Source organism: Bradyrhizobium sp. UFLA05-112 (assembly GCF_053572325.1).
The window spans coordinates 32,501-56,448 of record NZ_JBANBK010000058.1 but is presented as its reverse complement, the minus strand read 5'-3'; the positions used below and the strand labels follow the sequence as shown (position 1 = coordinate 56,448).

The 23,948-nt window shown below is 64.0% G+C and carries 20 protein-coding genes, 2 tRNA genes, 1 rRNA gene and 1 riboswitch (1 of these 24 cut by a window edge); of the genes, 13 read left to right on the top strand and 10 right to left on the bottom strand.

Annotated features, from left to right (window positions below; translation table 11 throughout):
• Positions 1-252: 252 nt before the first annotated feature.
• The gene (locus tag SO180_RS28760; RefSeq protein ID WP_449382201.1) at positions 253-627 is read right to left on the bottom strand and encodes a response regulator; all 375 of its coding nucleotides are present in this window, start codon (positions 625-627) and stop codon (positions 253-255) included.
• Positions 628-661: 34 nt separating this feature from the next.
• Positions 662-1,531, bottom strand: a complete 870-nt coding sequence (locus SO180_RS28755) for an MJ0042-type zinc finger domain-containing protein (protein WP_449382200.1) — start codon at positions 1,529-1,531, stop codon at positions 662-664.
• 163 nt (positions 1,532-1,694) lie between these two features.
• On the opposite strand from SO180_RS28755, the gene ftsE reads away from it, so the two are divergent.
• The 4 genes from ftsE to SO180_RS28735 all read left to right on the top strand — a co-directional run bounded on the left by ftsE (position 1,695) and on the right by SO180_RS28735 (position 5,096).
• Positions 1,695-2,354, top strand: a complete 660-nt coding sequence (gene ftsE / locus SO180_RS28750) for a cell division ATP-binding protein FtsE (RefSeq protein WP_027522156.1) — start codon at positions 1,695-1,697, stop codon at positions 2,352-2,354.
• Positions 2,347-3,315, top strand: coding sequence for a cell division protein FtsX (locus SO180_RS28745; protein WP_449382199.1), 969 nt, complete (start codon positions 2,347-2,349; stop codon positions 3,313-3,315). Before ftsE ends, SO180_RS28745 begins: the two co-directional genes overlap by 8 nt.
• 77 nt (positions 3,316-3,392) lie before the next feature.
• Positions 3,393-4,097 (top strand): YdcF family protein, encoded by a 705-nt coding sequence (locus tag SO180_RS28740; RefSeq protein WP_449382198.1) that lies wholly within the window; start codon positions 3,393-3,395, stop codon positions 4,095-4,097.
• A gap of 225 nt (positions 4,098-4,322) precedes the next feature.
• On the top strand, positions 4,323-5,096 hold the full coding sequence (locus SO180_RS28735) for a lysophospholipid acyltransferase family protein (protein WP_449382197.1): 774 nt from the start codon (positions 4,323-4,325) through the stop codon (positions 5,094-5,096).
• On the opposite strand, the gene SO180_RS28730 is transcribed toward SO180_RS28735, so the two are convergent.
• Positions 5,093-5,695 (bottom strand): gamma-glutamylcyclotransferase, encoded by a 603-nt coding sequence (locus tag SO180_RS28730; RefSeq protein ID WP_449382196.1) that lies wholly within the window; start codon positions 5,693-5,695, stop codon positions 5,093-5,095. The two genes, SO180_RS28735 and SO180_RS28730, sit on opposite strands and share 4 nt — an antisense overlap.
• 110 nt (positions 5,696-5,805) lie before the next feature.
• Here SO180_RS28730 and SO180_RS28725 point away from each other — a divergent pair, with 110 nt between their 5' ends.
• The gene (locus tag SO180_RS28725) at positions 5,806-6,990 is read left to right on the top strand and encodes a DUF2125 domain-containing protein (RefSeq protein WP_449382195.1); all 1,185 of its coding nucleotides are present in this window, start codon (positions 5,806-5,808) and stop codon (positions 6,988-6,990) included.
• A gap of 150 nt (positions 6,991-7,140) precedes the next feature.
• On the opposite strand, the gene SO180_RS28720 is transcribed toward SO180_RS28725, so the two are convergent.
• The 3 genes from SO180_RS28720 to SO180_RS28710 are packed head-to-tail and all read right to left on the bottom strand — an operon-like array spanning position 7,141 to position 10,063.
• Positions 7,141-8,076 carry a prephenate/arogenate dehydrogenase family protein gene (locus SO180_RS28720; protein WP_449382194.1) on the bottom strand — a complete coding sequence of 312 codons (936 nt, stop codon included), beginning with the start codon at positions 8,074-8,076 and terminating at the stop codon, positions 7,141-7,143.
• Positions 8,073-9,173 carry a histidinol-phosphate transaminase gene (gene hisC, locus SO180_RS28715; RefSeq protein WP_449382193.1) on the bottom strand — a complete coding sequence of 367 codons (1,101 nt, stop codon included), beginning with the start codon at positions 9,171-9,173 and terminating at the stop codon, positions 8,073-8,075. The genes SO180_RS28720 and hisC overlap by 4 nt, the downstream gene beginning before the upstream one ends.
• A gap of 29 nt (positions 9,174-9,202) precedes the next feature.
• Complete coding sequence (locus SO180_RS28710; RefSeq protein ID WP_449382192.1) at positions 9,203-10,063, bottom strand: chorismate mutase; 861 nt, start codon at positions 10,061-10,063, stop codon at positions 9,203-9,205.
• A 194-nt stretch (positions 10,064-10,257) separates the two neighbouring features.
• A riboswitch (SAM riboswitch) is annotated at positions 10,258-10,337 on the top strand.
• Between the two features lie 90 nt (positions 10,338-10,427).
• Between SO180_RS28710 and metX the strand changes: the two genes are divergently transcribed.
• Together metX and metW are read left to right on the top strand one after the other, a co-directional pair.
• On the top strand, positions 10,428-11,627 hold the full coding sequence (metX, locus tag SO180_RS28705) for a homoserine O-acetyltransferase MetX (protein WP_449382191.1): 1,200 nt from the start codon (positions 10,428-10,430) through the stop codon (positions 11,625-11,627).
• A gap of 2 nt (positions 11,628-11,629) precedes the next feature.
• Positions 11,630-12,292 carry a methionine biosynthesis protein MetW gene (metW, locus tag SO180_RS28700; protein ID WP_449382190.1) on the top strand — a complete coding sequence of 221 codons (663 nt, stop codon included), beginning with the start codon at positions 11,630-11,632 and terminating at the stop codon, positions 12,290-12,292.
• A gap of 117 nt (positions 12,293-12,409) precedes the next feature.
• Here metW and SO180_RS28695 read toward each other — a convergent pair whose 3' ends face one another.
• Positions 12,410-13,276 (bottom strand): alpha/beta fold hydrolase, encoded by an 867-nt coding sequence (locus SO180_RS28695; protein WP_449382189.1) that lies wholly within the window; start codon positions 13,274-13,276, stop codon positions 12,410-12,412.
• 236 nt (positions 13,277-13,512) lie between these two features.
• On the opposite strand from SO180_RS28695, the gene SO180_RS28690 reads away from it, so the two are divergent.
• Entirely contained in the window at positions 13,513-14,166 is a 654-nt protein-coding gene (locus tag SO180_RS28690; protein ID WP_449382188.1) for a TIGR02594 family protein, read from the top strand.
• 116 nt (positions 14,167-14,282) lie between these two features.
• On the opposite strand, the gene SO180_RS28685 is transcribed toward SO180_RS28690, so the two are convergent.
• Positions 14,283-15,068, bottom strand: coding sequence for an MOSC domain-containing protein (locus tag SO180_RS28685; protein WP_449382187.1), 786 nt, complete (start codon positions 15,066-15,068; stop codon positions 14,283-14,285).
• A gap of 255 nt (positions 15,069-15,323) precedes the next feature.
• Here SO180_RS28685 and clpB point away from each other — a divergent pair, with 255 nt between their 5' ends.
• Positions 15,324-17,963, top strand: a complete 2,640-nt coding sequence (gene clpB / locus SO180_RS28680) for an ATP-dependent chaperone ClpB (RefSeq protein WP_449382186.1) — start codon at positions 15,324-15,326, stop codon at positions 17,961-17,963.
• A gap of 72 nt (positions 17,964-18,035) precedes the next feature.
• Here clpB and SO180_RS28675 read toward each other — a convergent pair whose 3' ends face one another.
• On the bottom strand, positions 18,036-18,302 hold the full coding sequence (locus SO180_RS28675) for a hypothetical protein (RefSeq protein ID WP_449382185.1): 267 nt from the start codon (positions 18,300-18,302) through the stop codon (positions 18,036-18,038).
• A 303-nt stretch (positions 18,303-18,605) separates the two neighbouring features.
• On the opposite strand from SO180_RS28675, the gene SO180_RS28670 reads away from it, so the two are divergent.
• Positions 18,606-19,019 carry a hypothetical protein gene (locus SO180_RS28670; RefSeq protein ID WP_449382184.1) on the top strand — a complete coding sequence of 138 codons (414 nt, stop codon included), beginning with the start codon at positions 18,606-18,608 and terminating at the stop codon, positions 19,017-19,019.
• Positions 19,020-19,046: 27 nt separating this feature from the next.
• On the opposite strand, the gene SO180_RS28665 is transcribed toward SO180_RS28670, so the two are convergent.
• Positions 19,047-21,116: a M23 family metallopeptidase gene (locus tag SO180_RS28665; RefSeq protein WP_449382183.1), complete on the bottom strand. Its 2,070-nt coding sequence runs from the start codon at positions 21,114-21,116 to the stop codon at positions 19,047-19,049.
• A 1,003-nt stretch (positions 21,117-22,119) separates the two neighbouring features.
• Between SO180_RS28665 and SO180_RS28660 the strand changes: the two genes are divergently transcribed.
• From SO180_RS28660 to SO180_RS28650, 3 genes are all read left to right on the top strand, one after another.
• A 16S ribosomal RNA gene (locus tag SO180_RS28660) occupies positions 22,120-23,608 on the top strand.
• Positions 23,609-23,830: 222 nt separating this feature from the next.
• A tRNA-Ile gene (locus SO180_RS28655) sits at positions 23,831-23,907 on the top strand.
• 35 nt (positions 23,908-23,942) lie between these two features.
• Positions 23,943-23,948 (top strand) — tRNA-Ala (locus SO180_RS28650) (it continues 70 nt past the right edge of the window).

Here is a 23,948-nt window from a genome sequence, read left to right as displayed (position 1 = left end):
CCAGGTTGAATGGATTCAGCAACCTCAGTCTGGCCTCAGACCCGGTCGCTATCCACTCCCCATGGAATCTTCGCTGCACTCGCAATGACGAGTTGGTGGGACGTGTTTACTAAACCCGCAGCCGTCATCGCCCGGCTCGACCGGGCGATCCAGTACGCCGCAGCGGTTCATGGAACGTCGGGCGTCTCTGGAATACTGGATGCCCCGCTTTTTCGCGGGGCATGACAGAGGAGTGCGAGGTTGGCGTATCGCCTACCCCTTCTTCGCCGCGAGCGCGCCGGCGACTGCGTTGCGGATGTCCGCCACGGAAAACGGCTTCGTCACCACGTCATGCACCAGCGCGTTCAGGTTCGATGCGCGCTCGCGCTGGTCGGCAAAGCCGGTCATCAGCAAGATCGTCAGGTCCGGAAAGTCGCGCGCGGCCGAGAGTGCGAGCGCGATGCCGTCCATCACGGGCATCTGGATATCGGTGAGCAGGAGGTCGAACGCGCCGTCCTCGCGCGTCAAGATTTCCAGCGCTTCGGCGCCGTCCTGCGCGGTGACAGTCTGATGGCCGTCCATCGCGATGGCCCGCGCCACCAGCGTGCGCATGGACTCCTCATCATCGGCGATCAGCACCTTTGGCATCGGGCCAAACCTTTATGGAAGCTGGCAGCCTCGGTCACGCGCTGCCGCCGGCAATGTCGCGCCGGTTGAAGAAACGAATATCGATATTGCGGCCTTCAGGTGGCGGCGAGGCGAGGCGCGACTTGAAGAAGGCGCGCTCGCCGGGATGAAGCACGGTCTGCTCCAGCACCGCGTTCCAGGCGTAGATCTCGGCGCCTTGCGCGTCACGCACGGCGAAGCGCAGGCGGGGGATATCGACCGCCTTTCTGGTCTCGCCGACGATCACGCCTTCGATCACCAGCACCTGCTTGCCGTCCACGGTCTCTGAAGTGACCTTGACGTCCCTGAAGGCGAGGCCGCGCAGGTTCACCTCGATGCCGATCATCTTGTAGAACGCCGCGGTCTGCGGCAGCAGCCGGACCATGTCGGCGCGCCAGACCATGAGAGCAACGGCCAGCGCGCCCATGGCAACACAGGCGGTCGGCAGACCGAAATGGGACTTTCGCGGCGGCCGGCTCACCGGACGGGCGACCCCGGCCCGGCGGCGGAACAGCCCGCGGAACCAGGACTGGTGCGGCTCTCCGGCCAATTCGTCGTCGGCCGCCTCGGCTTCCGACCAGTCGTCGTCGTTGGCTTCCTCGGTGGGCCAGTCGCTGGCGATCGAGGGGCTGTCGACCACCGGCGCGGCGGCGTCCTCCCGGGCGTAGGTGTTCCACTGCTCCGCGATATCGGACGGGTCCTCGGCCTGGCTCGCCGCGGCCATGGCCGATGCGTTAGCTTTCTCCTGCACTTCCTCGACGGCGTCCTCGGGCCGCGCCACCCAGGTCTCCTTGCAGCGGGAGCAGCGCACGGTGCGCCCATTCGCCCCAAGGCTTGCGAGCTTGATGGCGTAGGATGTCGTACAATGGGGGCATACGATGTGCATGGACCAGCCTCGGCGATGACCCAGCCATAGCGGAACCGGGCTCTTTCGATGCTACAAGGCGACCGTTAACGAATCGGAAACCATAACGGCCGCACAAGGCTTTCATCGCGTGCGGCAGAGCTTTGCGGCGTGCGCCGCGCCCCCACCTCGACCGGAGCTGAGCTTGGTTCGGTTCGAAAATGTCGGATTGCGTTACGGTCTGGGGCCGGAGATTCTGCGCGACCTGAGCTTCCAGATCCCGGCGCACTCCTTCCAGTTCCTCACCGGCCCCTCGGGCGCCGGCAAGACCTCGCTGCTGCGCCTGTTGTTCCTGTCGCTGCGGCCGACGCGCGGCCTCGTCAATCTGTTCGGCCACGACATCTCGCTACTCGGCAAGGACGAGATCGCCGATTTACGCAAGCGCATCGGCATCGTGCTCCAGGACTTTCGCCTGCTCGACCACATGACGACCTACGAGAACGTCGCGCTTCCGTTCCGCGTAATGGGCCGCAGCGAATCCAGCTACCGCAAGGAGGTCATCGATCTCCTGCGCTGGGTGGGCTTGGGCGAGCGCATGGATGCGCTGCCGCCGATTCTGTCGGGCGGCGAGAAGCAGCGCGCGGCGATCGCGCGCGCGGTGATCTCGCGGCCGCAGCTTCTGCTCGCTGACGAGCCGACCGGTAGCGTCGATCCGACGCTTGGTCGCAGGCTGCTGCGGCTCTTCATCGAATTGAACAAGTCCGGCACCGCCGTCATCATCGCGACCCACGATATCGGGTTGATGGACCAGTACGAGGCGCGCCGGCTCGTGCTGCACCAGGGACGGTTGCACGTCTATGAATAGGACCGACGAGCGCGGCGTCTTCGTCGATCTCGGACAGGAGCGTCCGCAGGTCCCGGCGAAAGCGCGCAACATGTCGCCGATCGTGCCGCGCGCCTCGATCCATGGCCGCGCGCTGGTCGCGGTCGTCGCGATCATGACCTTCCTCGCCTCGATGACGACAGGGATGGTGCTGCTGGTCAGCGCGTCGGCGGCCGAATGGCAGTCAAATGTTGCGAGCGAAATCACCATCCAGGTCCGGCCCCAGGCCGGTCGCGATATCGAGCGCGACGCCACTGCTGTGACGGAAGCAATGCGGGCGCAAGCCGGCATCGTCGAAGTCAAGCCGTTCAGCAAGGAGGAATCCGGAAAGCTGCTCGAGCCTTGGCTCGGCACCGGCCTGTCGATGGACGATCTTCCGGTGCCGCGCATGATCATCGCTCGCGTGCAGCCGGGCACGGCGCTCGATCTTGCCGTCTTGCGCAGCCGCGTGGCGCAGGTCGCGCCAACCGCGAGCGTCGACGACCACCGCGCCTGGATCGAGCGGATGCGCTCGATGACCAACGCCACCGTGCTCGCAGGCCTCGGCATCCTCGCACTCGTCATCGTCGCGACCATCATCTCGGTGTCGTTCGCAACCCGCGGCGCGATGGCCGCCAACCGGCCGATTGTCGAGGTCCTGCATTTCGTCGGCGCCGGCGACCGCTACATCGCCAACCGCTTCCTGCGACATTTCCTTCGCCTCGGTCTCGAAGGCGGCGTGATCGGCGGTGGCATCGCCATGCTGGTGTTCGGCTTCTCCGAGTCGATCGCCGGCTGGTTCTCCGGCACGCCGGTCGGCGACCAGTTCGCCGCCCTGCTCGGCACTTTCTCGCTGCGGCCGTCGGGTTACGTCGTGCTCGCGGTGCAGGCGGTCCTGATCGGCGCGATCACGGCGGTGGCGTCGCGCCAGACGCTGTTCGCGACGCTGAACGACGTCGATTAAGGCGTCGTGCGTCAAACCGGACTCCACTTCATCCAAAAACCTTCTAAAATTGCCAGGGGAAGGGACCACTACATCGTATGACCTCGCCGACCGACGATCGATCGCCGAAGTTGCCGCGCGGCTGGCTCCGCGCGGCCCTCGTGTCGATGCTCGCGTTCGCCTTCGTCGGCGCGGCGGCGGGTTTCGTCGCGTTCCTGTCGCAGCTGCGCGGCGCCGAGCTGGCGCCGGACCGCAAGGCGGACGGCATCGTGGTCCTGACCGGCGGATCGTCGCGCGTGTCGGATGCGATGGAGCTGTTAGCTGCGGGCTATGGCCAAAGGCTCTTGATCTCCGGCGTGCACCCGACCTCCACGGTCAGCGATATCTCGCGGACACTGCCGGAGAACCAGTCCTACATGCGCTGCTGCGTCGATCTCGACCGCTCCGCGGTCTCGACCCGCGGCAATGCGGCTGAGGCGCGGCGCTGGGCGCATGAGCGCGGCTTCAAGTCGCTGATCGTGGTGACCTCGAACTATCACATGCCGCGCGCGCTGGTGGAATTCTCCCACGCGATGCCGGAGATCGCGCTGATCCCGTTTGCGGTGGTCGGCGACAAATGGCGCGAGGAGCCGTGGTGGACCTCATCCTCGACGTTGCGGCTGCTGCTGTCGGAATATGTCAAATATGTTGCCGCCGAGCTGCGTGTGCGGCTCGAGGATTTCGGGATTGACGTTGCGCCCGAAGTGTCGGAGCAGCCTCCTGGCGTGCAGCCGAAACGGCCTGCCACCGCACAGGCCAACTAACTAAAGCACGATGAGTTTTGGTTGAATCGATGCAGGCCGAGAGTTACCTCTCTTATGGGGAGAGGTCGGATCGGATCACCAGATGCGATCCGGGTGAGGGGGTGTGGTCTCTCGAAAGGCTGCGGCCCCTCACCCGGATTGCTATGCAATCCGACCTCTCCCCGCTGGGGAGAGGTGAACCCAGGCGATCGACTGCACTTAATCTCATCGCGTTTAGGATCGTTGATGTTCTTGCTCTTCCTGCGTTCGCTCGTTTTCAACGTGCTGTTCTACGCCGTCCTGGTGTTCTGGGCGATCATCGCGCTGCCGACCTTTCTGATGTCGCCCCGCGCGATGCTGACGGTTGCCGAATGCTGGGCGAACTCGACACTGTTCCTGATGCGGGTGATCTGCAACATCAAGGTGGAATTCAGAGGCGTGGAGAAGATTCCGACCGGGCCGCTGGTGATCGTGGCGAAGCATCAATCGTTCTGGGAGACCTTCGTCCTGCCGGGATTCTTCGATCGCCCGATCTTCATCCTCAAGCGCCAGCTCATGCAGATCCCGGTGTTCGGACAGTTCCTGGTCAAGACCGGGATGATCGCGATCGACCGCAATGCCGGCGTCAAGGCGCTCCTGGACATGACGCGGCGGGCGCGCGATGCGGTGCGCTCAGGCCGCCAGCTCGTGATCTTCCCGGAAGGCACTCGCCGCGCGCCGGGCGCGCCGCCGGATTACAAGACCGGCTTCGCCCAGATTTATTCGGCCTGCGACGTGCCGTGCCTGCCGATCGCGCTCAATTCGGGCCTGTTCTGGCCGCGTCGCACCTTCATGCGCTATCCCGGCACGTTGGTGGTGGAATTCCTGGATCCGCTGCCGCCTGGGCTGCCGAAGGACGAGTACATCGCGCGCGTGAGGGGCGCGATCGAGGAAGCCACGGGGCGCATCGTCGAAGCTGGACGGAAAGAGCAGGAGCAGCTCATCGGCAGCGCGCCGAGCTACGTGGCCTCAAGCGGCTAGCGCTCGGCGGTTGGAGCCGGATCATGCAGGGAGTGCGCATCGTTGTGCAGGAGAGCCGCGAGCTGGTGCAGTTGCGTGTCGCGAAAACCTTCGGCCTCGATTGCCTTCACCGTCGCGGTGACGTAGTCGCGATTGGCACCGGACTGGCCGTGGCCTTGCAGCACGTGGCGGTGCTGCTCGGCAAGCGACAGGCGTCCCGCATACTGCACATGGCCGCGGTCGACGACGTAGGCGAGGGCGCTGACACGCTGCCGTGCATCGTTCTCGAGCCACACCGAGCGCATCACCTCGCGATAGACCGAGGTCACCTGTTCGCGCTCGCGCAGGTAAGCGACCACATCGGCACGGCTCTTCGCAGCGACACGGAAGGCGATGCCGCGGCAGGCGCCGCCGCGGTCGAGCCCGAGCACGAGGCCCGGCTTCTCGGGCGTGCCGCGATGGACGAAGGAATAGACGCAGAGTGCGCGATGCTCGCCGACCAGCCGCGCCGGCACGCGCTCCTCGAATGCGAAGCCCGGCCGCCACATCAGCGAGCCATAGCCGAACACCCAGAGGTCGCCGGTGGCCGTCGTGACGGAGGGGAGGGTGATTTCGGACATGTTTGGCACCGCTACCAGGGCCCGCCGCCCAGGCGAAGCGAATTCTCCACCCTCTGCAGCAAGCCGACCTCGCTTACATTTGCCATCATCTGGCGTCAAAGGGTCGCCGCATGTCCGATATGACCGTTGCCACCAGGCGGCGCCCCCGCTGGGGCCTTTTCATCGCGCCCGTCCTGCTCTTGATTCTCGCCGTCGCCTGGAGCGGCTTCTGGTTCTATGCCGCTTCTCAGGCCGAAGTGGCTGCCGACGCCTGGCGCGCCCAGGAGGCCAAGTCAGGCCGGATCTATGATTGCGCCAGGCGCTCGATCGCCGGTTTCCCGTTCCGCTTCGAGGTGCAGTGTTCCGGTGCCAGCGCGTCGCTGGTCTCGCAGACCGCGGGCAAGACGCCGTTTACGGCCAAGCTCGACAACATCCTGGTGGTCGCCCAGGTCTATGATCCCAAGCTCGTGATCGCCGAATTCACCACACCGGCGACGTTGACCGACGGCGTCACGCAGACGTCCTTCGTGGTGAACTGGAGCAAGGGTCGCAGCAGCGTGGTTGGGTTGCCGGCCGTGCCGGATCGCGCCTCGATCGTGTTTGACGATCCCGCCATCAATCGCGTCGATGGCTCGGTGCAGGTGCCAGTTGCAAAGGCCAAGCAGGTCGAGTTGCACGGACGCCTCGCCGAGGGATCCTCGCGCGACAATCCCATCGTCGAAACCGTGCTGCAGATCGCGCAAGGCAGCATCCAGGGCGTGCATCCGCTGCTGGCCGAGCCGTTCGAAGCAGACGTGCGCTCGAAGATCACGGGGCTAAAGGATCTGACGCCAAAGCCGTGGCCGCAGCGTTTCCGCGAGCTCCAGGCCGCCGGCGGCCATATCGAGATCGTGCAGTCGCGCATTCAGCAGGGCGAGATGATCGCGGTCGCTGCCGGCACGCTCGGTATCTCGCCGAACGGCCGCCTCGACGGCGAATTGCAGATGACGGTGACCGGCCTCGAGCGCGTGATTCCCGCGCTTGGCATCGACAAGATGCTGGAAGAGGGCGTGCCGCAGGCAACGCTGGACCGCGTCGCGCCGGGCGTGAAGTCGCAGGATCTCAACAACCTCTTCGGCGCGCTCGACCGCGCCATTCCCGGTCTCGGCAAGGTCGTGAAGCAGAACGCCAATGTCGGCGTCGCCGCCGGCATCAATGCGCTCGGCACCGAAAGCACGCTCGAGGGCAAGAAGGCGCGCAGCTTCCCGCTTCGCTTCGCCGATGGCGCGGTGATGCTCGGTACGCTGAAGGTCGCGCAGCTCCCGCCGCTGTATTAGGCGGTCTGCGAACGACAATGCTTAACCTCACCCTGAGGAGCCGCGCTTGCGCGGCGTCTCGAAGGGCGACGCCCCCAGTCGGGCCTTCATCCTTCGAGACGCGCGTTCCGCGCTCCTCAGGATGAGGGGCTGGCACCGCCGCCGTTGCAGCTACTGCTTCGTCAGCGGCGGATGCGGGCGGCCGAAGTCCGGCGCCGCCGAGTCCTGGCCGATCTCGACGATGCCGCGGCGGATGGCGCGGGTACGGGTGAAGTGGTCGAACAGGGCCTCGCCGTCGCCGCGGCGGATCGCACGCGTGAGCTTGGCGAGATCCTCGTTGAAGGTGCCCAGCATCTCCAGCACGGCCTCCTTGTTGGCGAGGAACACGTCGCGCCACATCGTCGGATCGGACGCCGCGATGCGTGTGAAGTCGCGAAAGCCGCCGGCGGAGAACTTGATCACCTCGGACTCCGTCACCTGTTGCAGCTCATCGGCGGTGCCGACGATGGTGTAGGCGATCAGATGCGGCAGATGGCTGGTGATCGCGAGCACGAGATCGTGATGATCCGGCGTCATGATCTCGACCTTGGCGCCGAGCGCGGCCCAGAACGCGCGCAAGCGATCGACGGCGGCTGCGTCGACGCCCTCCGGCGGTGTGAGGATGCACCAGCGGTTGATGAACAGCTCGGCGAAGCCGGAATCCGGGCCCGAATGCTCGGTGCCCGCCACCGGATGCGCGGGGACAAAGTGAATGCCCTGCGGCAGATGCGGCGCCATGTCCCTGACGATCGTGCCCTTCACCGAGCCAACGTCGGAGATGATCGCGCCCGGCTTCAGATGTGCTGATATCTCCTGCGCCACGGGGCCGCAGGCGCCGACGGGAATGCAGAGGATGACGAGGTCGGCATCCCTGACGGCCTCGACATTGGTCGCGACCACGCGGTCGACGATGCCGAGCTCTGCGACGCGGGCCCGCGTCTTCTCCGATCGCGCCGTTGTGACGATCTCGGACGCCAGGCCCTGAAGCTTCGCGGCACGCGCGATCGAGCCGCCGATCAGGCCGAAGCCGATCAGTGCGACGCGCTGGAAGTGCGGGGCGACGCTCATTTGCCGCCGCCCATGAAGTCGCGCAGGCCCTCGACCACGAGGCGGTTGGCCTCCTCGGTGCCGATGGTCATGCGCAGTGAATGGGGCAGGCCGTAATTCTTCAGCGCGCGCAGCACCAGTCCCCGCTTGGTCAGGAAGGCGTCGGCTTCGTCCGAGGTCTTGCCCTTCTCTGCCGGAAAATGAATCAGCACGAAGTTGGCAACGCTCGGCGTCACCTTCAGCCCGAGCTTGCCGATCTCCTCGGTCAGCCAGTTGCGCCAGGTCTCGGTGAACTGCTTCGACATCTGCTGATGCGCGGTGTCCTCGATCGCGGCGACCGCGGCATACATCGCCGGCGTCGAGACGTTGAACGGACCGCGGATGCGATTGACGGCGTCGATGATATGCGCCGGACCGAACATCCACCCGACGCGCAGCGCGGCGAGCCCGTGGATCTTGGAGAAGGTGTGGGTAACGACCGTGTTCTCAGTGGTCGCGACCAGCTCGATCCCCATTTCGTAGTCGTTGCGAGACACATAGTCGCAATAGGCGGCATCCAGCACCAGCAGCACGTGCGACGGCAGGCCGGCGCGCAGGCGCTTGACCTCGTCGAATGGCAGATAGGTGCCGGTCGGGTTGTTCGGGTTGGCGAGCCAGACGAGTTTGGTGCGCGGCGTCACCGCCTTCAGGATCGCGTCGACGTCGGCGGTGAAATTCGCCTCCGCCGCCACGATGTTCCTGGCACCGTTCGCCATGGTCGCGATCGGGTAGACGAGGAAGCCGTGGGTGGTGGAGATCGCTTCATCGCCCTGGCTGAGATAGGTGTGCGCGAGAAGATTGAGGATCTCGTCCGAGCCGGCGCCGCAGATGATGCGGTCGGGATCGAGGCCATAGCTGCGGCCGATCGCTTCGCGCAGCACGCGCGAGGTGCCTTCCGGATAGTCCTCCAGATGCGTCGCCACATGCGTGAAGGCCTCGATCGCCTTGGGCGAGGGTCCGAACGGCGTCTCGTTCGCCGACAGCTTGAACACCTTGCGGCCCGGCTCCGGCACCGGGCTCTTGCCGGGCGTATAGGGCGCAATATCGAGAATGCCGGGATTCGGCACGGGGCGGGACATCGTCTACTCCGGAAGGATGCGGGGCGGCCTTAAGCCTTCACATCAGATTTGGTCGACCCGTTCGGGGGCACCGTATAGCGCGTTGCATGGCCGCCGACGAGAGCCGACGAGCGGACCGAGGCGCCGGCCCGGATCAGGGCCATTTTAATTTTTTCGAAGCCGATGCCGGTCTCCGACACCAGCAGCGCAGCGCCGTCGAAGGCGGTATCGGGCACCGCGACGATGTCGGCGAGCGGCGCCAGCGCCCTCGCCGTGTCGGCGTTCCAGCCGGACACGCGCACGCTCCAGGTCTGGACCTCCGTGACCATGGCGTCGTCGGCAACCCGCGAGATCACGAAGACGGGCAGCGCGGCCGGATGGTCGGCGCGCTCGAGGAACGGCAGCCGCGCGATGATTTTCGGCGCGCCCTCGGCCTCGAGCTCGCTCCACCATGGCGTGCGGCTCGAGATCGCCGAGACCAGGGCCAGATCACCCTTCGATTTCGCCAGCGCCTCGACGGCGGCCTGCGCGCTGAAATGCGGCACATAGGGCGTGGTGAAGCCGAAATGGAAGCGCGCCGAATCCCGCATCGCGGACTCGCCGACCGAAACGTCGGCATGCACCGAGAATGGCGCCTGCACGTAAGTGAAGGTCGAGATGATGACGCGCCAGATGCTCTCGATGGTGTCGAGCGGCAGGATGCCGCGATGTCGCTCGACGAGGCGGCGCATCATGCTGGCCTCGCGCGCCGGCCGGAAAGCCGAGCCGACCTCCTGCGTCTGCTTCGCCTGGATCAGGCGATCGATGATGTCGCCGCGCTGCATCAGCAGGCGATGCACTTCCTCGTCGATCGCATCGATCTCCTTGCGCAATTCCTGCAACGATGGTGGCGCGGGCGGACGTTGGGACATTTGGGCCAGAGGCTGTTGAGAGGTCTTCAAAAGCGGATCGGCCGAGGCGGACCCGCGGGCGCTATGGGTCTTGATTAGGCAGGATGGACGCCGAAAGCAAAGAGAAATGACGGTCATTTCGCCTGACTTCGCAAGGCTCCCTTTTGGTTAATCGGTACAGCGGCTTGACGAAAACCGCTCCAGCAACTAGTTTTTGCCTGTTCCGTGGTCATTTGAGCCGGCCGGCTTGCAGCCACGTTAAAAAACTCGCTAAACAGGCCGGGGACGCATCCGATCCCGGCCGAACCTATCGTTCAGGCCGGGTTTTTCATGGCCTGATGTCAGCGGCGGCTTGAGGGCCGTCGCCAACGAGGTCGATGGTCAGATGGTTGGCGTCACGTCAGTACCGAGCCCCGCGATCGCCGAAGAGCGCTCGCACGAGGCGGATCATCCGAGTTCGCAGGTTGCGTATTTCGGCGCCGAGCATCCGTTGCCGCTCGATTGCGGCATCGATCTCAGCCCGTTCCAGATCGCCTACCAGACTTATGGCGAGCTCGATGCCGAGCGCTCCAACGCCGTGCTGATCTGCCATGCGCTGACCGGCGACCAGCATGTCGCGAATATCCACCCCGTCACCGGCAAGCCCGGATGGTGGGAGACCCTGGTCGGGTCCGGCCGGCCTCTTGATCCTCAACGCTACTTCATCATCTGCGCCAACGTGATCGGCGGCTGCATGGGCTCGACGGGACCTGCCTCGCTCAATCCGGCGACGGGCAAGGTGTGGGGCCTGGATTTTCCCATCATCACCATCCCCGACATGGTGCGCGCGCAGGCGATGCTGATCGACCGTCTCGGCATCGACACGCTGTTTGCCGTGGTCGGTGGCTCGATGGGCGGCATGCAGGTGCTGCAATGGACCGCGGCCTATCCTGAGCGCGTGTTCTCCGCGCTCGCGATCGCCTGCTCGACACGGCACTCCGCGCAGAACATCGCCTTCCACGAGCTCGGCCGCCAGGCCGTCATGGCCGATCCCGACTGGCACAACGGCCGCTATACCGATCACGGCATCCATCCGCATCGCGGGCTGGCGGTGGCGCGGATGGCTGCGCACATCACCTACCTCTCCGATGCCGCGCTGCACCGCAAGTTCGGCCGGCGCATGCAAGACCGCGAGCTGCCGACGTTCTCGTTCGATGCCGATTTTCAGGTCGAGAGCTATCTGCGCTACCAGGGCTCGTCCTTCGTCGAGCGTTTCGATGCCAACAGCTATCTCTATCTGACGCGGGCCATGGACTATTTCGACATCGCCGGCGACCATGACGGCGTGCTGGCGAAGGCGTTTGCCGGCGTCAAGACACGCTTCTGCGTGGTGTCCTTTACCAGCGACTGGCTGTTCCCGACCTCGGAATCGCGTGCGCTGGTGCACGCGCTCAACGCGTCGAGCGCGCGGGTGTCGTTCGCCGAGATCGAGACCGATCGCGGCCACGACGCCTTCCTGCTCGACGTCCCCGAATTCTTCGATATCTCACGCGCCTTCCTGCAATCCGCGGGCAAGGCGCGCGGCCTCAACGGCAAGGGCGGCTAGCCATGTCTGTACAGGAAGTGCTGCCGTTGGGCGGCCTTGCGACCGAACAGTCCGGCCAGTTTCGCGCCGACCATTTGCTGGTTGCGGAGATGGTCAAACACGGCTCGAAGGTGCTCGACGTGGGCTGTGGCGAAGGCGATCTGCTGCAGCTCCTGGAAAATCGCGGCATCGACGGTCGCGGCATCGAGCTGTCGCGCGAGGGCGTCAACCGCTGCGTCGCCAAGGGGCTCGCGGTGGTGCAGGGCGACGCCGACACCGACCTCTTCAACTACCCCGACGACGCCTTCGACTACGTCATCCTGTCGCAGACGCTCCAGGCGACGCGGCAGCCGAAGGTGGTGCTGGAAAATCTCCTGCGCATCGGCCACCGCGCCATCGTGTCGTTCCCGAACTTCGGCTACTGGAAGATGCGGTTGCAACTCCTGATCGGCGGCCACATGCCGCGCACGGAGAATCTGCCGGCGACATGGTACGACACTGCCAACATCCATTTCTGCACCATCAAGGATTTCGTCCAGCTCTGCGACGAGATCGGCGTGAAGATGGAGCGCGCCGAAGCGCTAGATCTCTACGGCCGTCCGCTGCGGCTCAGGCTGCCCTGGTGGGTATGGAATCTGTTCGGCGAGCAGGGCGTGTTTCTGCTGAGCCGCGGCGGCGGGAAGTAGTAGCCTCCCGTCATTGCGAGGAGCGAAGCGACGAAGCAATCCAGAGTCTTTCCGCGGCGAGAGTCTGGATTGCTTCGCTGCGCTCGCAGTGACGGAGTATGAGGTGACGCCTTCGCATCAATTCGCCGGCACCGACCGCGGATCGCGCACCGGCCATCGGCCCGCTTCCACCAGCGTGATGAACCGCTCCACCGTCTCGTTGAACAGCGCGGGCTCTTCGAGATTGAGCACGTGACCTGACTTCGGAAACATCGCAAGCCCCGCCGCCGGCAGATGCTTCTTCAGGAACAGGCTCGGCCCGATGCACGGGTCGTCCTCGTCGCCGCAGATGATCAGCGCGGGCGTGGCGACGCGCCCGATCGCGTCCGTCATCGTGTAGATCGAGGGACGTCCGCCCTGGAAGCCGCGCATGGTGTTGGCCGAGCCCCTGGAATCGTGGCGCGCGAGTGCGGCATAGAAATCGGCGTGGCCGCGCGGGTCCTTCACGAGGAAGGGGATCCGGCTCGGCGCCTCGCGCGTGACTTTCGCGACTTCCGCGGAGCCCAGCGTTTCGAACTGCTCGGCATTGGCGCGGCACTGCTTGCGCCAGGCTTCGAGGTTGTCGAGCTCCGAGCCTGAGCCGACGCCGGCCAGCGTCATCGACAGCGCGCGCTGTGGCGCGCTCAAGCCGATCTGAAGCGACGAATAGGCGCCCATCGAAAGCCCGACGAGATGAGCCTTGTCGATGCCGAGATGATCGAGCACGGCGAGCGCGTCGGTGTAGAAGTGTTTGTAAGTGTAGAGGTCGGCTGACGCGGGCACGTCCGACGGCGTATAGCCGCGTGCCGAATAGGAAATGCAGCGATGGCCGCGCGAGAAGTAACGCATCTGCGGCTCCCAATTGGTGTGGTCCGCCGCGAATTCGTGCAGGAAGATGATCGGGGTGCCGTGGCCCGTTTCCTCGAAATAGATGCCGACATCGTCTCTGGTCGTGGCGTGGGGCATTAACCGTCTCCCTCTTTCTGAGCCGTCGCGTTAAGCATCGCAGTTAATGCTGTGGGCAGCAATGCGGCAGCATCGGACCAGCATCGATGCAGGATCATCGCAGAAATTCCCTGAAGCGAATTTCTGCTATGCAGCATTGTGCCTTGCTCTCGCCACATCTGGACTTTCATACAACCCGCGGATGTCGGCCGCCGCACCGGCTGATGGGGATTGGGGGTGTCAACGAAGGATGAAGAATGTTTGAGTTGTTTGCGTTCGGCCGGCTGCGTCACGTCAGCGCGCTGGCTCTCTTCTCCGCGGCGTTCGCCGCATCTATCTCTCCAGCATCAGCACGGTCTCATCGTCACAGCGCAGAGCGGCACGCTTACGTGCATCACGCCGCGCACCATGCGGGCGGGTATCATCACTATCGCCACGCGCGCAGCCCGCGCTTCGAGCGCGGCGCCGCGCAGTTGCAGGCGACCGGCTTCGAGAATACGCAGGCCAGCTATGACCCGAGCGCGAACAGCGGCAGCATGGCCACGTCGGGCGGCTTCGGTGGCGGCTCGGGCCTCGTCTCGGAAGCGCGCCGTTATCTCGGCGGCAATCCGACCGGGCGCGGCAACCTATGGTGCGCGCGCTTCATGAACATGGTGCTCGAGCACACCGGCCATAAGGGCTCCGGCTCCGACATGGCGAGCTCGTTCGCGCATTACGGAACGCGTGTCACCGGTCCGCAGGTCGGCGCGATTGCGGTCATGTCGCGCGGTCGCCGAGGCGGCCATGTCGGCATCATCACCGGCATCGACGCCAAAGGCAATCCGATCATGATCTCCGGCAACAACGGCAATCGCGTCCGCGAGGCGCCGATCTCGCGCGGCCGGATCTACGCGTATGTGATGCCGAACTGAGGCGCGTCACTGCGAGAACCGTAAGGTGGGCAAAGGCACTTTAGCGCCTTGCCCACCATTTCTCGCAACGGCGACACAAGTGGTGGGCACACTTCGCTTTGTCCACCCTACGCAGCTTAAACCAACTTCGGCTCTTCAATCCCGATCGCTTCGCCGATGCCAATCTCGCCATCTGCGATCACCTCGCCATAGACGCCGCAATCCATGTGGCCGAGATGGCGCATGATCGTGGGTGGAATCTCGAGGTCGCGCATCGCCGTGTCCGGATCGACATTGGTGGCCGCGCAGCGGACGATGCGCTTGACGATCTTCAGCCGCACCGCGCCGATCGCGAGCGTCTGGCCGACGAGGCCGAGCTCGTGCCACGCCGGCCAGCCCCGGACGTAGAGATTGGCGCGGAAGCGCAGGGGATGAACGGCGGCGCCGAGCATCTCCTCGATGGCGCGCACGCTGCCGAGATTGATGATGGAGACGACCTTGCGGGCAACGTCGGAGAAGCTGTGGTCGCGTCCCGACAGCACTTTTGGCGGGCCCCGCAGCTCGCTCCGGAAATTGCCGGTAAAGTAACTCTCGATGGCCGCGCGCCCGCTGGCCGTCTCCAGATCGCCGCTGACGACGACCTGACCGTCCTTGCGGATGGTCAGCAGATTAGTCGCGTCCTCGAACCGGCTGTTCAAGGTGGCTAGCCGCTCATTGCGCATCAGCATCAGGAACTGGGTCTTGGGCATCCACTGCGGCGCCTCCGGATCGAAGCCGCTCGGGCCGTTCTCGATGGCATAGCGACGGTCGGCGGGGAGGCTCTGGCCGACCCGCAAGGCAACGCGGGGCAGTGGCTCGGGCGTCAGGCCTTTGACCGGATAGCGGTAGAGGCCGGTGATATCTGCAGTCGGGCTGATCATCATGGCGCTAGTTAAGGGATTTCACCCGCCGGCGCCAAGCCGGCCATTTAGCGCAAGAGTTTGCCGCGCACGAATTTGTGAAGACGCCTCTTCCGTTCCCGCGACTTGGTTCCCACATCTGCGTCAGGCCGGCGCCAGCGTCGGCTGCTAACGACCGCTTGCTGCTTGAGGAACGTCAATGTGGCGAGCGGAAACCCAATGAAGATGCCATTTGGAGTGCCTTAGAGGGCTCCAGGGGCAGGCCGAGGGAAAGACAAGATGAACATTGAAAAATACACCGAACGCTCCAGGGGCTTCGTCCAGTCCGCGCAGTCGCTCGCAATGCGCGAGGGGCACCAGCAGTTTTCCACTCTCCATCTCCTGAAAGTCCTCCTTGACGACAATGAGGGCTTGGCGGCCGGTCTGATCGACCGAGCCGGCGGCAATTCCCGCGCGATTTTGAAGGCGACCGAGGACGCCCTGAACAAGGTGCCGAAGGTCAGTGGCGGCGGTGCCGGGCAGATCTATCTGGCGCCCGAACTCGCCCGCACCTTTGACGCTGCCGAAAAGGCCGGCGAAAAGGCCGGCGACAGCTTTGTCACGGTGGAGCGCCTGCTGCTCGGGCTCGCGCTCGAAAAGGGCAGCGAAGCCGGCACGATCCTCAGCAAGGGCGGCGTCACGCCGCAAAATCTCAACGCGGCGATCGAGGCGCTGCGCAAGGGCCGCACCGCCGACAGCGCGACCGCCGAGAACGCCTATGACGCGCTGAAGAAATACGCCCGCGATCTCACGCAGGCCGCGCGCGACGGCAAGCTCGATCCGGTGATCGGCCGCGACGAGGAGATCCGCCGCACCATCCAGGTGCTCTCCCGCCGCACCAAGAACAATCCCGTCCTGATCGGTGAGCCCGGCGTCGGCAAGACCGCCATCGTCGAGGGCCTGGCGCTGCGCATCGTCAATGGCGACGTGCCGGAAAGCCTCAAGGACAAGAAGCTGCTCTCGCTCGACCTCGGCGCGCTGATTGCCGGCGCGAAATACCGCGGCGAGTTCGAGGAGCGGTTGAAGGCCGTGCTCCAGGAGGTGACCGCGACCGAAGGCACCTTCATCCTGTTCATCGACGAGATGCACACGCTGATCGGCGCCGGCAAGGCCGACGGCGCGATGGATGCGTCGAACCTGCTCAAGCCCGCGCTTGCCCGCGGCGAGCTGCACTGCATCGGCGCGACCACGCTGGATGAGTACCAGAAGCACGTCGAGAAGGACGCGGCGCTGGCGAGGCGCTTCCAGCCGATCTTCGTCAGCGAGCCCTCGGTCGAGGACACCATCTCGATCCTGCGCGGGCTCAAGGACAAGTACGAGCAGCACCACGGCGTGCGGATCACCGATTCCGCGCTGGTGGCGGCGACGACACTGTCCAACCGCTACATCACCGATCGCTTCCTGCCGGACAAGGCGATCGACCTCATGGACGAGGCCGCCGCGCGGCTGAAGATGCAGGTCGATTCCAAGCCCGAGGAGCTGGATTCGCTGGATCGCGAGATCATCCGGCTCAAGATCGAGCAGGAGGCCCTGAAGAAGGAAAGCGACCTCGGCTCCAAGACGCGCCTCCAGGCGCTGGAAAAGGAGCTCGCCGATCTCGAGGAGAAATCGACGGCGCTGACGGCGCGCTGGAGCGCGGAGAAGAACAAGCTCTCCAACGCCCAGAAGCTCAAGGCCGAGCTCGATGCCCTGCGCGTCGAGCTTGCCAATGCGCAGCGGCGCGGCGAATTCCAGCGTGCCGGCGAGCTGGCTTATGGCCGGATCCCGGAGCTGGAGAAGAAGCTCGCCGATATCGAGGCTCGCGAAGGCTCGGGTGAGATGATGGAGGAGGCGGTCACCGCCAACCACATCGCGCAGGTGGTCTCGCGCTGGACCGGGGTGCCCGTCGACAAGATGCTGGAGGGCGAGAAGGAAAAGCTCCTCAAGATGGAGGAGGCGCTCGGCAAGCGCGTCGTGGGCCAGAGCGAAGCCGTGCATGCGGTCGCAACCGCGGTGCGCCGCTCGCGTGCGGGCTTGCAGGACCCGAACCGGCCGATCGGCTCGTTCATGTTCCTAGGGCCCACCGGCGTCGGCAAGACGGAGCTGACCAAGGCGCTCGCCGAGTATCTGTTCAACGACGAGACCGCGATGGTGCGCCTCGACATGTCCGAATACATGGAGAAGCACTCGGTCTCGCGGCTGATCGGCGCGCCTCCGGGCTATGTCGGCTACGACGAGGGCGGCGCGCTGACCGAAGCGGTGCGGCGCCGGCCTTACCAGGTGGTGCTGTTCGACGAGATCGAGAAGGCGCATCCCGATGTCTTCAACGTCCTGTTGCAGGTGCTCGACGATGGCCGCCTCACCGACGGCCAGGGCCGCACCGTCGATTTTCGCAACACGCTGATCATCATGACCTCGAACCTCGGTTCGGAATTCCTGGTGAATCAACCCGAAGGCGAAGACACCTCTGCCGTGCGCGAGCACGTGATGGGAACGGTGCGAGCGCATTTCAGGCCGGAGTTCTTGAACCGCGTCGACGAGATCATCCTGTTCCACCGCTTGCAGAAGAGCGAGATGGGCCGGATCGTCGAGATCCAATTCGCGCGGCTCCAGAAGCTGCTCACCGATCGCAAGATCGCGCTGACACTGGATGGCGCAGGTCGCGACTGGCTCGCTGCCAAGGGCTGGGATCCGGCCTACGGCGCGCGCCCGCTGAAGCGGGTGATCCAGCGTTACCTTCAGGATCCGCTCGCCGAGATGATCCTCGCCGGCGACGTGAAGGACGGCGACACCGTTGCGATCTCCGCCGAGGGCAACGTGCTGACCTTCAACGGCAAGGCGGCGCAGACGGCCGAGATCGCCCAGTTCGAGACACCCGTGCCGAAGCGGAAGCTGAACTGACCGTCGCACTTTGGCGTAGCCAACAACGCCGCGGAAAGGTCCGCCTTTCCGGGGTGAATTGTTTGGGCGGATCTAGCTGATCGCGGGGACGGGACCTGAATCGGCGGTATCGTCCTCGTCGCCGCCCTCGTCGAGCTCGGAGAGAATATCCACGAGCTCGCGTACGCGGCCATGTGCCAGCGGCCGCAGGTCGTTGATCATGGGCTCGTCATTGGCGAGCCAGGCCTGGGCTTCGGCGAGCTCTTCGATGGTCGCGCCGGTTCCGATGATCTCTGCAATGGTGACGTCGTCAGCCCCGCTGACGGCCTTGGTGACGTCGTCGCGTGAGAGGCGCCCCATGAATCGTCCTCCTCTTGGCTCAAATCTGCACCAAAAAAATCAATCCCCTCGATCGCCGGTTGGTTCCGTGCGACCGGGGAGGGCGTAGCGCGTGCGCCGTTGCGCGGCTGGAGAACAATTAATGAAACTGCCACCACCGAAGGCGGTTGCCCCAATGGATTCGCCGGTCGACGGAGCGATCCTGCGCCGGAACTCGCCCGGCAATCACGCTATCCTCAAGTCAAACGTCTCGCGCCCGCCTGGGGCGTAGAGACGAAACTTGCCTTGGGCCCCGGCGAATCCCAGCCAGCATAGGGTATCGCCATGAACAGGAATCTCGTCTCCCACAATCGACCCACCTTCGATCAACTTCATCCAAAGATCTATGGTGCGGCCGTCGGCCTTGTCGCGTGGTTCGCGCTGATGGCCTGGGTGCTGTTCGATCGCGAGAGCGATGTCGACCTCTCCCTGGCCTTCGTCACCCTGTTGTTCGTGGTCGCGGTCGGGATTCCCTGGATATTGTCGCGGGTCTGGAGACGGCATCGGATGCTTCATGAGCCGCATCCGCAGCAGCCCACGTTGCATGACTGGGAAGCTGGCGATTTCAGTGTCTGGGGCGCAAAGCTTCGCGGCACGCACGCCGCGATCGACGTCCTGTTGCCGCTGATGGCCGTCTCGTTCGGCCTGACGGCAATCGGGATCGTGTTCTTGATCGTGAGAGCGTCGGTTCTGTCGTGAACCGGATGGAGATCAGCGGTTGGTGATTCAGCGGTTGGTGACTTGGAGCGGGCCGCCGGTCGCATCCGAGATGCGGGCAATGCCGCTTGAGCGGTTGCTCATCATCGCCTCGACGCGATCGCGCTCCTTCTCGAAGCCGGCGAGCACCGGGCCCTCCAGCGAGCGGCCGCGCGGCAGTTTCACGCGCATCGGGTCGACGAAGCGGCCGTTGACCAGGATTTCGTAGTGGACGTGCGGTCCGGTCGACTGGCCGGTCGATCCGACGAAGCCGATGACCTGGCCCTGTCGCACCTTCTTGCCCGGCTCCATGCCCTTGGCGAAGGCGGACATGTGGCCATAGGCAGTCTCGTAGCCGTTGTTGTGCTTGATGCGGATATATTTGCCGTAACCGCCCTCGAGCTGGGCTTTCTCGATCACGCCGTTGCCGGCGGCGAAGATCGGCGTGCCGTAGGCGGTGGCCCAGTCGACGCCGGTGTGCATCTTCACATAGCCTAGGATCGGATGGCGGCGGCCGCCGAAGCCGGAGCGCATGATGGCGCTGTTGACTGGCTTGCGGACCAGGAACTTCTTCGCGCTCTTGCCGGTCTCGTCATAGTAGTCGACGACGCCGTCATCGGGGCTCTGGAAGCGGTAGTATCTCTTGGTTTCGCCGCCGACCGTGAGGGAGGCGAACAGCACCTCGCTCTTGTCGGTCGCCGTCACACCCTCGTCCTCGCCGGCGTAGAAGACGTCGAAGGAATCGCCCGGCTGCACCTTGCGCTGGAAGTCGACGTCGTAGGAGTAGATCTTGATCATGTCGTCGATGACCGGCATCGGCACTTTGTTGCGCATCGCGGTCTCGTAGATGCTCTGGTAGAGCCTGACGCCGGTACCATCGTCGTCGTCATCGTCGTCGCTGCTATTGTTCGCGGCCGTATCGCCGACGGTGTTCATGCTCGAGACGTCAACCGCGACGTACTTGCCGAGATCGGAAAGCGCTGCGATCGCCTCGACCATGGTGTCGTTGGCGACGACGACGCGGAACGGCTGGAGCCGGGCGCCGGCGCTTGCGGGCGCCATCAGGATGCGAAGCTTCTCGCCTTCCTTCAGGCCGCCGTCGCGCCCGCGCGGGCCGAGCGTCGCCGCGATCGCCTTGATCTCTTCGGGCGTCGCGCCGAGATCGCGCAGCACGGAGGCAACCGAGTCGCCCTTCTTGACGAGGTGCACGCGCTCGCCGTTGGGGTTGCCGCCAGTGATCTGTTCCTTGGTCTTCGGCAGCAGCGTGACGTTTTCGGGCACCACGCGCGTCTCGAAGCCGGCGTAGGGGTCGGACGCCGACGCCTCGGTGGCGTAGGCCATCTTGATGTCGGATTGCGCGCCGGTCGCGCCCGAGACGTCGGCGGTGGCGTTGGTGAGCGCGGCATAACGAACGCTGCTGCCATTGCCGCGCCAGTTGGCGGCATCGCGCACCCGCATCAGGATATCGTCGAGCGCCACGACGGCGGCGATCTTCGCCTTCGGCAGCACCGGCGTCAGATCCTTCGTGACGAAGGAGACTTCGGCGTCGGGCTCGACTGCCTCGGGATTGTTGGGATCGTCGGTCGCGGCCTTCGGGTCGGAGCCGACGTCGGTCAGAAGGCGCTGGGCGTTGAACGGCGGGATCTTGGCCGACAGGTCGCTCGTCGTCATCGAGAGGTTGCCGGCGATGCGGACGAAGGGCCGCACCCGCATCACGTCGCGATTGCCGACGCGGGCGACCGTCGAGACGCGCACCACGTTGCGCGAGGCGGTGGATTCACTGGGCGGCGGCAGGCGGTCGCTCTTGTGCACGGTGGCGGCGCGATCATTGGCACCGAATGCACCGCGCAGCACGCCTTCGACGCGCTCCGGCACCTTGGCAAAGGTCATCTCGCCGTCGAGCGATGCGAAAACGGCGCCGCCGATCAAGGCCGCGCCGCAGAGTCCGGTCAGAATCGTGCCGCTGAACCACTGTACGGAGACACGACGGCGATCGATGACGGCGGCTTCGGAACCATCGACGGAAAGCGGCGGCTCGTGGCCGAGATCAATGATCCCGGTCTCACGCCCATAACCCCCGCGTGGCGCCCTATGGTTCAACCCAAGTCCCCCAAAATCACCGACATGCGTGAAGCCTGTTCTCGCGCCTTGCCGTCATCGCCCTCTTCAAGGGGGATATTCGGAACAAGACGTGCCGCTTGAAGACGCTCGTCAGCCAGAAGGCCCCCGAGGGGCCGGCCGAGTTCACGAACAGCAAAGCGGATGAAAGTCTCTCGATGTCTCTCGAATGTCCTGGAAAGGCAGCCGCATCTTTCAGATCGCCTCCCCCGGACCAGTGAAAATCGCCGGCAGCCCCCACTGGCGTCCAGCGATTCAAGCTTGTGTCATACCAGAACGCCGCGGGATTGTGGCTCTAGTACGGCGCCAAATCCTGAAAAAGTTTCCCGATCGGGCAAAGTCGCGAGCAGCCGCCGCGAGGGCTCTTTGGGGCTTCTTCGGAACCTCAATTTTTTCTTCGGCGGACCAAACTTTTTTTCGCGATTTTCTCCGAACGCGTCGTCGGCGGCCAAAGCGCCTGTCGCGTAAGTCTCGGAAATCACCGAACTTTTTTCGCAATGCACAACGGTTTTCGGCGTGCGACGATTTGTTGACAATACCCGTTGACAGCGCCGAGGGGAGGGGCCTATAAGCACGACCACTGAGCGCGGCGCCGCCGGGTCACTGACCGAGGCGAGCGAACGCGCCACTGATGCTCCTCACCTTGTTGAGTGCACAACAGCCGACACTAGTCGGTTGGAGTTCATTCATCGTCGGTAAGGGTGTCGGAACCCTTCCTCCCAGGAAGGTTGGGGCCTCTCCGGTCCCGGGCTGTTTGACAAGTGAAGATGAAGAAAGAGAAACGTGGACGGCGGAGTCCTTGCGGGTCTCGCTTCTGAAAAGCTTCGGCTTTTCTGATCGAGACCGGACGAAAGACTTCGGCGGTACACGTTTCAAAGGTAACACCATGGCCTCTTAGGAGGTCAGTTCGCTAGCGATGTGAATCGCTATGCGATTTGGTGGGACCTCGTCAAACGTTGTGATCAGCCGGTTCAAAGTTCAAGTCCAACTTGAGAGTTTGATCCTGGCTCAGAGCGAACGCTGGCGGCAGGCTTAACACATGCAAGTCGAGCGGGTGTAGCAATACATCAGCGGCAGACGGGTGAGTAACGCGTGGGAACGTACCTTTTGGTTCGGAACAACACAGGGAAACTTGTGCTAATACCGGATAAGCCCTTACGGGGAAAGATTTATCGCCGAAAGATCGGCCCGCGTCTGATTAGCTAGTTGGTGAGGTAACGGCTCACCAAGGCGACGATCAGTAGCTGGTCTGAGAGGATGATCAGCCACATTGGGACTGAGACACGGCCCAAACTCCTACGGGAGGCAGCAGTGGGGAATATTGGACAATGGGGGCAACCCTGATCCAGCCATGCCGCGTGAGTGATGAAGGCCCTAGGGTTGTAAAGCTCTTTTGTGCGGGAAGATAATGACGGTACCGCAAGAATAAGCCCCGGCTAACTTCGTGCCAGCAGCCGCGGTAATACGAAGGGGGCTAGCGTTGCTCGGAATCACTGGGCGTAAAGGGTGCGTAGGCGGGTCTTTAAGTCAGGGGTGAAATCCTGGAGCTCAACTCCAGAACTGCCTTTGATACTGAAGATCTTGAGTTCGGGAGAGGTGAGTGGAACTGCGAGTGTAGAGGTGAAATTCGTAGATATTCGCAAGAACACCAGTGGCGAAGGCGGCTCACTGGCCCGATACTGACGCTGAGGCACGAAAGCGTGGGGAGCAAACAGGATTAGATACCCTGGTAGTCCACGCCGTAAACGATGAATGCCAGCCGTTAGTGGGTTTACTCACTAGTGGCGCAGCTAACGCTTTAAGCATTCCGCCTGGGGAGTACGGTCGCAAGATTAAAACTCAAAGGAATTGACGGGGGCCCGCACAAGCGGTGGAGCATGTGGTTTAATTCGACGCAACGCGCAGAACCTTACCAGCCCTTGACATGTCCAGGACCGGTCGCAGAGACGTGACCTTCTCTTCGGAGCCTGGAACACAGGTGCTGCATGGCTGTCGTCAGCTCGTGTCGTGAGATGTTGGGTTAAGTCCCGCAACGAGCGCAACCCCCGTCCTTAGTTGCTACCATTTAGTTGAGCACTCTAAGGAGACTGCCGGTGATAAGCCGCGAGGAAGGTGGGGATGACGTCAAGTCCTCATGGCCCTTACGGGCTGGGCTACACACGTGCTACAATGGCGGTGACAATGGGAAGCGAAGACGCAAGTCCTAGCAAATCTCAAAAAGCCGTCTCAGTTCGGATTGGGCTCTGCAACTCGAGCCCATGAAGTTGGAATCGCTAGTAATCGTGGATCAGCACGCCACGGTGAATACGTTCCCGGGCCTTGTACACACCGCCCGTCACACCATGGGAGTTGGCTTTACCTGAAGACGGTGCGCTAACCAGCAATGGAGGCAGCCGGCCACGGTAGGGTCAGCGACTGGGGTGAAGTCGTAACAAGGTAGCCGTAGGGGAACCTGCGGCTGGATCACCTCCTTTCTAAGGATGATCCTTCAGAGAGCTCACGCTCACTATCGGATCGTTTTAGAAACATCAGGGGCCAACAGATCGCCAGATCGTTGAGCTCCATTGGCGGGATTTCGCCGTCTTCGTTTCTCTTTCTTCGCGGACGAACACGCGCCAGGGGCTGCGCTGTACGATTGGCGCTTGCCGCCGGCCGTACGCGAGCAAGACCCTAGTCCTTGTGAGGATATGCGTTAGGGGCTTGTAGCTCAGTTGGTTAGAGCGCGCGCTTGATAAGCGTGAGGTCGGAAGTTCAAGTCTTCCCAGGCCCACCACTTTCATCGAGTGTAGGCATTCGTCTTCTGGTTACGGGGCC